Below are 10,266 nucleotides of genomic sequence, written 5' to 3' on the forward strand. Positions count from 1 at the left end.
CTTAGTATCTCCCTTGACGTGAACCTGTTGAACGAGACTGCGTGTTCGAAGTGTCTTCTTGTGTACGATCAGACTCAAGTTGAATTTGATCATAAGTTGAAGATGACTTCGATTTACGTTTGGTATCTGCTTTGCCCTCTTGTCCCGCCAACTTATCGATTGGAAGGTAAAGAAGATTGCCGCTTGATTCCGAGTCAATCAACACTTTCGAAGTGCTTGAGTACACCTCTTCCATTGCGTCAATGTACAGACGATCACGCGTTACACCAGGCGCTGCTTGGTATTCTGGTAGTAGTTTTTCGAACTGTGCTACCTGACCAAGAGCCTCGTTAGTGACACGCTCATTGTAACCTTGTGCTTCTTTCTTCAAACGCTCTGCACGACCCGTTGCCTTAGGCAAGATTTCGTTCTTGTATGCTTCAGCTTCACGAATGAAACGCTCTTCATCCTCACGTGCTGCGATTGCATCATCAAACGCATCTTTCACTTGCTCTGGTGGACGAGCAGACTGGAAGTTCACATCAACAAGTACCAGACCCATATCATAGCTATCAATGATTTGGTTCAGTGTTTCTTGCGTAGTTTGACGAATTTGCTGACGACCACTGGTTAGAATGCTATCCATCAATGAGTCACCAATTACTGCACGTAGTGCAGAATCCGTTGCTTGACGCAAGCTGTCGTCTGCATTGGTTACACGGTACAAGTATTTGTATGGGTCAGTCACTCGGTACTGAACATCCATCGCAACTGTTACAACGTTTTCATCTTTGGTCAGCATTAGACCAGATGCACGTAGTGAACGAATCGCTTGTACGTTTACCGCTTCGTACTCATCAATAAAGCGAGGACGCCAGTTAAGACCTGGGTCTACGATACGATCGTATTTACCTAAACGCAGTACAACACCACGCTCTGCTTCACCGATGGTGTAAAAACCAGCGAAGAACCAAACTGCAACAGCAATCAGAGCAATCACGCCAAAGCCAATTGCACTACCACCACCGCCGCCGATTGGAGAACCACCGCCGCCTTTTTTACCAAACTTGCCGCCCAGCTTTTGACTCAGTTTGTTGAACACTTCATCTAAATCTGGCGGACCTTGATCTCGGCCACCAGGACGCTGGCCACCACGATTATTATTACCCCAAGGGTCATTATCGCGGCCATTGTTGCCGTTGTTATTTCCAGGCTCATTCCACGCCATTAGAAAGCTCCATCATTTGATATGACGTTATACTGTAGCAGTCCTTTAAGTGACTATAAAGCCAGTCAAAACTGCCCCTTCTCTTTTTTCAAGTCTAGACCAATCTACTTGCTGCATTCGAATATCGATCAACAAGTTACCATCCTGGTCATATTCCTCACGTTGAATACACTTCATTTGGAAGAAGGTACTACGGAATCGTCCTTGATACTGTGGAGGAATTCGCAACTGATGCTCGACCATTTGTGACGCCAGACGTTCCGTCAGCGCCTCAAACAGGACATCAATGCCCAACCCATCCATTGCTGAAACCCAAACTGCGCGAGGTACGCCTTCCTCGTCTCGTTCTATACGTGGTTTCTGCGAATCTAGATTGTCGATTTTATTCATGACAACCAGAGTCGGCACTTCATGCGCGTCGATCTCTTCTAGTACTTCATGAACAGCTTGAATATTCTCACGAAAACGCTCATCACTGGCATCAACAACATGTAACAAAATGTCAGCTTCTTGCGTTTCCTGCAAGGTTGCCTTGAAGGCCGCAACCAAGTCGTGTGGCAAATGTCGAATAAAACCAACCGTGTCTGCCAAGATGGCAGGACCAACATCTGCTAACTCTATCTTACGTAAAGTCGGGTCCAAAGTAGCAAATAATTGATCAGCCGCGTACACGCCAGCTTCTGTAATACGGTTGAAGAGTGTCGACTTACCCGCGTTGGTGTAACCCACAAGTGAAACCGTTGGGATTTCAGCTCGATTTCGGGCGCGGCGCCCTTGTTCACGCTGCTTCGCTACTTTGTCTAAGCGTCGCAGGATGGCTTTGATTCTGTCACGCAATAAGCGACGGTCGGTTTCCAGCTGGGTTTCACCCGGGCCACGTAAACCGATACCACCTTTCTGCCTTTCAAGGTGCGTCCAACCACGAATCAAACGAGTAGAGATATGACGAAGTTGAGCCAGCTCTACCTGTAGCTTACCTTCGTGTGTTCGAGCTCGTTGAGCAAAGATATCGAGAATAAGACCAGTGCGGTCGAGAACTCGACATTGGCACAGTGCTTCGAGGTTACGTTCTTGGGCAGGAGAGAGGGCGTGATTAAAAATCACAATTTCGGCACCCGTTGATTGTACCGCTGTAGCAATCTCTTGGGCCTTACCCTCTCCGACATAGTATTTCGGGTGTGGGGATTGACGACTACCAGTTACCACTTGTAGCGCCTCTACCCCAGCAGAAGAAACCAGCATTTCGAACTCAGCCAGATCTTCCCATTCACCTTCTTGCGTGAAGTTGATATGAACAAGTACGGCTCGCTCACCGGATTCATAACGGTCAAACAAGCAATCAACTCCTTATTTTAAAAATACTCGATGAAGAATTAATCTTCTGATTTCTCTTGTGGACGCTCACCTTGTGGACGTTCACCGCTGTGATGGCTCACTGGACGAGCCGGCACAACTGTTGAGATCGCGTGCTTGTACACCATTTGGTTAACAGTATTCTTCAGCAGGATCACAAATTGATCGAATGATTCGATCTGACCTTGTAGTTTAATACCATTCACAAGGTAGATAGATACCGGGATACGCTCACGACGTAGCGCGTTTAGAAATGGGTCTTGTAGAGATTGCCCCTTAGCCATTTTTATTTTCCTTATTTAATTTGTAGTTGTAATTATTTAGCTAGTGGTGCAATGCAAAAGATACGGCTTTTGCATCTGAGCTAAACGAATCAAAAATGCACTCTAAGTAATTAGCAGCATAGTATAAAAACCGCCAACAACAGATCCTTTGAGAGTGCGTTCACGCAAAAACGATCACATTATACACAGCTATGTCAATCAGATGCTATTGCTTCCGACATCGTTTCTAATGCCTGTTCAATGTTCTCGCTATCCAACCAAGTTAAATCATCCCAGCTGCGTAACCAGGTGATTTGACGCTTGGCCAATTGACGAGTCGCGCATACGCCACGAAATACCGCTTCGTCACGTGTACACTCCCCATCTAAATACTCCCACATCTGTCGATAACCGACGCATCGTATGGAAGGAAGATCGGGGTGAAGATCTTTTCGCGAATGTAACGCTTTCATTTCTTCTTCAAAGCCCGCTTCCATCATCTTCTCGAAACGGAGTTCAATCCGACGGTGAAGTTCTGCCCTATCCTTGGGAGCTATTGCAAACTGCTTGACTCGGTATGGTAGGCTTTCACCTTTCGTTTGAGTCAATTCAGTCAAAGTTTTACCTGAAATGCGAAAAACTTCCAATGCCCGAGATAAACGTTGGGGATCATTGGGATGGATTCTCGCGGCTGACACAGGATCAACCTCTTTGAGTTCATCGTGCAACACTGACCAACCTTTAGTCAATGCCTCTTGTTCAATTTGCTGACGAATTTCAGGATTTGCAGCAGGAAGTGGTGATAAACCTTCAAGTAACGCCTTGTAATACAGCATTGTTCCACCCACAAGAAGTGGAATTTTTCCTTCTGCAACAATATCATCCATCGCTTTCAATGCATCTCGACGAAAGTCGGCGACAGAGTAAGATTCACTTGGATCCAAAATATCTATCAAGCGATGAGGCGCCAAACTTAACTCTTTTTCATCCGGTTTCGCCGTACCGATATCCATCCCTTTGTAGATCAAAGCAGAATCAACACTGATGATCTCAACCGGAAATTTTTGACGAAGACGAATCGCCAGCTCAGTTTTGCCTGATGCAGTTGGCCCCATTAAAAATAGCGCCAAAGGTAGTTTATCTGTCATGGTTTTAATTTGGCTATCGTGGCAGAGAAATCAACAGCGGATACGAATTTTGTATCTTCTAATGGCAATTGACCATGTCTTAGCTGTTCAAGTTCCGCAATAATTTGAATGGCTTCAGAAAAAGTATAGTGACTCTTCACTGTCGTGACCTGTAATGCGAGCCAATCTATCAACTCAGACAGCATCTGAGCCGCTGCTATACCTTCGTTCACACAAGATTGCGCGTAAGATAACAGATCTGGTACTAAATTTTGTAAGTTTTGTTGACGCAGCGGAGCTGGGACGCCCATCACCATTAAGGCGTGCTCGTTTCTCGCTTTCAATTGAATACCAAGCAATGCCAAATCTTGTTGATAATCTTGGGCCAGTCTCACTAATTCGGCCTCTAACTTAATAGATAGAGGAACAAGCAGAGGTTGTGCCTTGAGTGCACCATCGCTTGGAGAAAGCTGGCCTTTTACACGATAAAATTCTGCTCTAGGTAACGAGACTAACGCCGCCCCACTGTCACTGCTCATCAAAACAAATTGTTCATCGACCACCATCAGCGCTTTGCCCAATGCAGTAATCGATGGCATTGATGTGTGCGAAGTTATCGTTTGGGGCGCTATTGGAGTGACTGCCTGAGCCTCAAACTCTGGCGTTTTCAACAGCTCGTGATAAGCGCGTACTTCTTGTTTAGTTGGCGCTGGTTCTACGTGGCGCTCTTTACTGTGACTTGGCTTTGGTGCAGGTTTGGATTCCACCCAATCATTACGTTTGAATGACTCCACTACGCGCGCCTCTCGCACGGAGGTTTCACTAGGACCGCTATTACGAGGCTTCACTTCATAATCACTGCGTCCAGGATAAGCCGGTGTACTCTCTATCGCTTGATAAACCCGCTCTGGTACTGGTGAAGATGCTGGCTCTTGTACATTTTCAGGCTCTGGCGAATGCTCAATCTCTTCGGACTCAGTCGGTTCCACGCGATGAAATGCCGATTCATTCACCTGTGGTTTATCAATCACGGCGCTTTGCGCAAGTGCATCCGTCAAAGCTTGATAGATGAAATCATGCACCAAACGAGCTTGGTGGAAACGCACTTCATGCTTAGCAGGGTGAACATTCACATCTACTTGGTGCGGATCTAGCTCAATAAAGAGCACATACGCAGCAAACTGATCTGGCTTTAAGCTCATTTCATAGCTTTGACGAATCGCGTGATTGATTAATTTGTCACGCATCATTCGGCCATTCACATAGCAATATTGTAAATCGCTTTGCTGCCTTGCTCCCTCTGGCGTGGTAATCCACCCATGTAGCTTTAACCCTTGATGCTCAAGCTCGATTCTGAGCATATGCCGCACAAACGCATTACCGCAGACAGCAGCAATACGCTTTTCGGTTTGAAGCTGATTTTTCGCCGCGCGATATTGACGGATGATCTTGCCGTTATGACGCACATTGATGGTGACATCAAAGCGGCTTAACGCAATACGTTTCAATAACTCATCAATATGAGCAAATTCGGTTTTCTCCGTACGAAGAAACTTGCGACGCGCTGGAGTATTAAAAAATAAGTCCAACACCTCAACAGTCGTGCCAATCGGGTGCGCTGCTGGCTTAAGCTTCACCTGCATATCACGCCCTTCGGAGTAGGCACTCCAGGCTTCTTCTTGTGCCGCAGGACGCGACGTGAGCGTCAAACGCGAGACTGAGCTAATACTGGCTAACGCTTCACCGCGAAAACCTAGACTCATAATGGCTTCGAGATCATCTAAGGTATGTATCTTAGATGTCGCATGACGACTGAGCGCTAAGCCAAGTTCATCTTTCGCGATACCTTTTCCGTTATCACGAACACGAATCAGCTTTGCGCCTCCTTTCTCGATATCGATATCGATTCGAGTTGCACCAGAATCAAGACTATTTTCAACCAGTTCTTTAATCACAGAAGCAGGTCTTTCGACCACTTCCCCTGCGGCGATTTGGTTTGCAAGTCTGGCTGGCAAAATTTTAATCGTCATAATGAGTTAGAAGCTCACCTACTTGTTTGGAATGATCAGGACTTGCCCAACCGCTAGCTGATCAGAGCGTAAGTTATTCGCTTTACGAATGCTCGATACGCTAACGCCGTATTTGGACGCTATTTTGCCAAGGAACTCACCCCGAGAAACCTTGTGCTTACGAATCGGTTTATCTTTTACCGCGACCGTTATCTTCAACTTTTGCCCTACCCACAAGGTATCTGACTTCAAGTTATTCTCTCGGCGGATATCTGAAACCTTCACTTTATAGTGATTCGCAATCTTACCTAAGAACTCACCAGACTTAACCTTGTGCGTAATGGTTTCTGTCTCAACAGTAATCGGTTTACTTGGCACTTTAATCGTACCAGCAGAAGGAATGTTGAGCTTCTGACCAATTGCCAAGCCTGTCGACTTCAAGTTGTTTGCCGACATCAGCGCTTTAGAGCTAAGCCCATATTTGTTCGCGATCACCGATAATGACTCGCCACGCTTTACAATATGTACCATTGGCTTCGCTGAAGGCGAGAACACCGTACCCTCTGGTGGGTTATCTTTTAAGTACTTGACGACCGCCTTAGTGATAGCCTGAGCTAACTTATCTTGGTGCGCTCGTTGAAACAGTAAACGCTCTTCTGTTGGGTTAGAAATAAAGCCCGTTTCCACTAGCACAGACGGAATCTGTGGAGAGCGTAAAACCGCAAGGCTGGTGTTGATCGGTTTGGTGTTATGCAGGTGCGCAACACGTCCCATCTCACCTAGGATTTCTGTTGCCAGTTTATAGCCTTCTTTTTGTGAATGACTAAACTGCAAGTCCAACAAAGTTTGGTTCACGTTACGATCTTTTGTCTTCGTGAAGAACGCATTACCCGAGCCGCCCAATAACTCAGACTGTTTCTCATGGTTCTCGACCCAACGAGCAATTTCGGTATTTGCACGACGAGTATTTAGTACGAAGACCGATCCACCGCGAGGCTTCGGTGAAGTAAACGCATCTGCGTGAATGGAAATCAGCAAGTGCGCATCATTTTCACGAGCAATCGCGACACGACGGTTTAAGTTTACAAAATAATCTCCCGTACGAGTCATGCGCGTTTTAATACCAGGAGTCGCATCGAGCTGAGCAGCAATTTTTCTTGAGATACTCAATACCGCATCTTTCTCGTACTTACGACGTGAAGGGCCAATAGAGCCAGGGTCTTCCCCACCGTGACCAGGGTCGATAACAATTAACACTTCTTGAGCTCGTTGAACTGAACTCATGTCTTTGCTGGCCGCCGCTGGCTTACTCGGTTTAGAGGTCGATGCCTTCTTACCGTGCGGTAAATCAATCACCAAGCGGTGACCATACTGCCCACCTGGTGTTGGGCTTAATTTAAATAATTCCGCTTGAACGCTCTTTTTTAGTTCAAACACCAAACGATAAGTGCCCTTCTCTGGAGGCGAGCTTTTTCGTACCAGTTTTAAAACAGGGCTATCCGTAACAGTAACAGGCAGTTTGGCCTGCATCGTCGTGCTTTTTAAATCCACGACAAGGCGATCCGGCCCTGATAAAGAGAAATAGGAATAGTCAGCTTCCGAGCCTAAATCGATGACAACACGTGTTTCATCAGGTGAAGGCCAAACTCGAAAACTCTTAACGACGTTAGCAAATGCTAAATTGGGGATGAGAAGGAGAAAAGTGGCGACAAACGTCGCCACTACTCTAAAATTTGAAAAACTCAACATAGCTCCAATCGACTGAGTAACTGCACACCATAATCATTATTAGCTGTTAGTTCGGCTACACGTTGCTCACCTTGGTAGCGAATGTTTACATCAAGATCCGGTTGTGGCAGTAAGCCATGCCCTTTTTCAGGCCATTCAACCAAGCAAATCGCATCGTCTGTGAAATAGTCTCGAATACCCATAAACTCAAGCTCTTCAGGATCCGCAAGACGATAAAGGTCGAAGTGATATACTTGCCACTGATCCAACTGGTACGGTTCGACTAGAGTATAAGTTGGACTTTTCACGTTACCTTGATGACCAAGAGCACGGACAAAACCACGACTAAAGGTTGTTTTACCTGCACCCAAATCACCATGCAGATAAATTGTGGTTTGCTGGGAACAAAGCTGAGCCAAAGCGGTGCCTAGTGCAACCGTTTCATGCTCATCTTTTAAATTGAATTGTTTCGTGCTCATTGATGCTTCTCTAACTAATGATCGTTGACTATATAAAAATCAAAAGAACAGGAATAGTAAACCGTGTTGGTTTTGAGAGACAAGCTTTCAAATGTCATATGTGCGAAAAAAGTATCCAATAAACGGTATCTTAATCATCTTAGTATCGACCTAGATTTAGAATATATGCAAATGACGTCAATAAGCAGTATTCACAACATCAAAAACGTACCTAACTGGGTAGCACCAAAGCCAGAGATCCGTTAAGATCCGCCCCCCTTTATTCCGGTGGTTAACATGAACTACGAACAACTCGCACAACAAATCAAAGTTTGGGGAAAAGAACTCGGCTTCCAAAAAGTTGGGATCTGCGACGTTGATCTGAGTGAACATGAAGCAGCACTACAAAAATGGCTTGATGCAGGCTATCACGGCTCAATGGATTGGATGGCTCGTCACGGTATGATGCGTGCTAGACCCCATGAGCTACTCCCGGGAACCGTTCGTGTTATCAGCGTCCGGATGGACTATCTGCCACCAGAGGCTCAATTCGCTTCGAACCTCGCGAATAAAAGTCATGCCTATATTAGCCGCTACGCACTAGGGCGCGATTATCACAAGCTCGTCAGAAAGCAGCTAAATAAGCTCGGCAAACTTATTGAACAAGAGGTTGGTCAATATGGTTACCGACCTTTCGTTGATTCCGCACCAATATTAGAGCGACCTCTCGCCCAAAAAGCGGGCTTAGGTTGGACCGGGAAACATTCCCTGATTTTAGATCAAGACTGTGGATCGTGGTTCTTTTTAGGTGAACTACTTATCGACTTACCACTACCCGTTGATGAGCCAAGCGTTGATCAGTGCGGTAAATGCAAAGCATGCATTACATCATGCCCAACACAAGCCATCGTTGAAGACAAAGTTGTCGATGCCAGGCGTTGTATCTCTTATCTCACCATCGAGTTCGGTGGCGTGATTCCTGAAGAGTTTCGAAAGCCAATGGGTAACCGCATTTATGGTTGTGACGACTGTCAATTGGTTTGCCCATGGAACCGCTACGCCGACATAACGGAGCAAGATGATTTCCACCGTCGTGACAGTTTCAAAAACCCTGACCTCGTCGACATGTTTAACTGGGATGAAGCGACTTTTCTAAAAAATATGGAAGGCTCCGCTATCCGTCGTATTGGTCATATACAGTGGCTACGTAACATCGCTGTCGCACTTGGTAATGCAGAATATAGTCAGCGAATCATAGATGCGCTGGAAAGTCGGCAAGGTGAAAATAAATTACTTGATGAGCACATTAAATGGGCTTTGACAGAGCAACTGAATCAACTCCCCACTGAGAGTAATTCATCTATAGAGACGAAAAAGCAACGCTTAATAAGGATAGTCGAGAAGGGACTGCCGAGAGACGCATAGAGCGTAGTCTATATGCAAGAGATTGAAAGTACTTTTGCATGTTCAATTCATGACCTTGTTCTCAATTTTGTAATGTGGAAAAAAATTTGAGATTCAAGAAAAACAAGCTAGCAGAAAAAAGTTAAACACAGCTCGGAGAAATGACTAGGATCAAAACAATACCAGTTAATGATCGTATTTTAACGTACTCGATCCGACAAAAAACTTATTTTTTCTTTATATAACAAAGATTTAATTGATATTTCTTTGTTGTTTCCACTTCACTTTAGAGAAAAGATCTTTCTTCCCCATCATAAAAAGTCAAGCTAAAAACACTTTATCAACCAACTTATCCACAGAACGACGTATGTGGATAACTCTGTTAATTAAAGTAGATAAAACACGCGAAGCCTCATCATACTTGTACGTCAGCCGATTCATATCGTGTTTTAAACACAAACGAAATCGTCCGACATCATATGATGCGGATAAAAGTTTAGCTTTTGGGGATTCATGCTTCGCAGCATTATGAAAAGAGCGATGTGATTGGTTGCGAGAAGCAGGCGTTGAATCAAGCGGCGCATCCGTAGACGACTTAACAATTGTATACTAAATAAGTACTCAATCTATCGTCTTGTATTTGGTTGCGGGGGCCGGATTTGAACCGACGACCTTCGGGTTATGAGCCCGACGAGCTACCAAGCTGCTCCACCCCGC

Annotated in this window: 8 protein-coding genes; 1 reads left to right on the forward strand and 7 read right to left on the reverse strand. The window is 45.4% G+C overall.

What is annotated here, in order from left to right; translation table 11 throughout:
* Nucleotide 1: 1 nt before the first annotated feature.
* The 7 genes from hflK to tsaE form a co-directional block, all read right to left on the reverse strand.
* A complete protein-coding gene (gene hflK / locus R7M72_RS22060; RefSeq protein ID WP_017633728.1) occupies nucleotides 2–1,207 on the reverse strand; it encodes an FtsH protease activity modulator HflK in 1,206 nt (401 codons plus the stop codon).
* 45 nt (nucleotides 1,208–1,252) lie between these two features.
* A complete protein-coding gene (gene hflX / locus R7M72_RS22065) occupies nucleotides 1,253–2,542 on the reverse strand; it encodes a ribosome rescue GTPase HflX (protein ID WP_005381380.1) in 1,290 nt (429 codons plus the stop codon).
* Nucleotides 2,543–2,580: 38 nt separating this feature from the next.
* A complete protein-coding gene (gene hfq / locus R7M72_RS22070; protein ID WP_005381379.1) occupies nucleotides 2,581–2,844 on the reverse strand; it encodes an RNA chaperone Hfq in 264 nt (87 codons plus the stop codon).
* A gap of 194 nt (nucleotides 2,845–3,038) precedes the next feature.
* Nucleotides 3,039–3,971 carry a tRNA (adenosine(37)-N6)-dimethylallyltransferase MiaA gene (gene miaA / locus R7M72_RS22075; RefSeq protein ID WP_005395375.1) on the reverse strand — a complete coding sequence of 311 codons (933 nt, stop codon included), beginning with the start codon at nucleotides 3,969–3,971 and terminating at the stop codon, nucleotides 3,039–3,041.
* On the reverse strand, nucleotides 3,968–5,980 hold the full coding sequence (gene mutL / locus R7M72_RS22080; RefSeq protein ID WP_017633727.1) for a DNA mismatch repair endonuclease MutL: 2,013 nt from the start codon (nucleotides 5,978–5,980) through the stop codon (nucleotides 3,968–3,970). Before mutL ends, miaA begins: the two co-directional genes overlap by 4 nt.
* An 18-nt stretch (nucleotides 5,981–5,998) precedes the next feature.
* On the reverse strand, nucleotides 5,999–7,708 hold the full coding sequence (locus R7M72_RS22085; RefSeq protein WP_005381374.1) for an N-acetylmuramoyl-L-alanine amidase: 1,710 nt from the start codon (nucleotides 7,706–7,708) through the stop codon (nucleotides 5,999–6,001).
* Nucleotides 7,702–8,166: a tRNA (adenosine(37)-N6)-threonylcarbamoyltransferase complex ATPase subunit type 1 TsaE gene (tsaE, locus tag R7M72_RS22090; protein WP_005381372.1), complete on the reverse strand. Its 465-nt coding sequence runs from the start codon at nucleotides 8,164–8,166 to the stop codon at nucleotides 7,702–7,704. The genes R7M72_RS22085 and tsaE overlap by 7 nt, the downstream gene beginning before the upstream one ends.
* A gap of 276 nt (nucleotides 8,167–8,442) precedes the next feature.
* Between tsaE and queG the strand changes: the two genes are divergently transcribed.
* Nucleotides 8,443–9,570, forward strand: a complete 1,128-nt coding sequence (gene queG / locus R7M72_RS22095) for a tRNA epoxyqueuosine(34) reductase QueG (RefSeq protein ID WP_065274931.1) — start codon at nucleotides 8,443–8,445, stop codon at nucleotides 9,568–9,570.
* The last annotated feature ends 696 nt before the right edge of the window (nucleotides 9,571–10,266 follow it).

Source organism: Vibrio sp. YT-18, assembly GCF_033337345.1.
Classification (GTDB): domain Bacteria; phylum Pseudomonadota; class Gammaproteobacteria; order Enterobacterales; family Vibrionaceae; genus Vibrio; species Vibrio alginolyticus.

Bases quoted from the DNA above. Each gene is read 5' to 3' on its own strand.
- hflK (WP_017633728.1), bottom strand. From the start codon at position 1,207: ATGGCGTGGAATGAGCCTGGAAATAACAACGGCAACAATGGCCGCGAT.
- hfq (WP_005381379.1), bottom strand. From the start codon at position 2,844: ATGGCTAAGGGGCAATCTCTACAAGACCCATTTCTAAACGCGCTACGT.
- miaA (WP_005395375.1), bottom strand. From the start codon at position 3,971: ATGACAGATAAACTACCTTTGGCGCTATTTTTAATGGGGCCAACTGCA.
- mutL (WP_017633727.1), bottom strand. From the start codon at position 5,980: ATGACGATTAAAATTTTGCCAGCCAGACTTGCAAACCAAATCGCCGCA.
- R7M72_RS22085 (WP_005381374.1), bottom strand. From the start codon at position 7,708: ATGTTGAGTTTTTCAAATTTTAGAGTAGTGGCGACGTTTGTCGCCACT.
- tsaE (WP_005381372.1), bottom strand. From the start codon at position 8,166: ATGAGCACGAAACAATTCAATTTAAAAGATGAGCATGAAACGGTTGCA.
- queG (WP_065274931.1), top strand. From the start codon at position 8,443: ATGAACTACGAACAACTCGCACAACAAATCAAAGTTTGGGGAAAAGAA.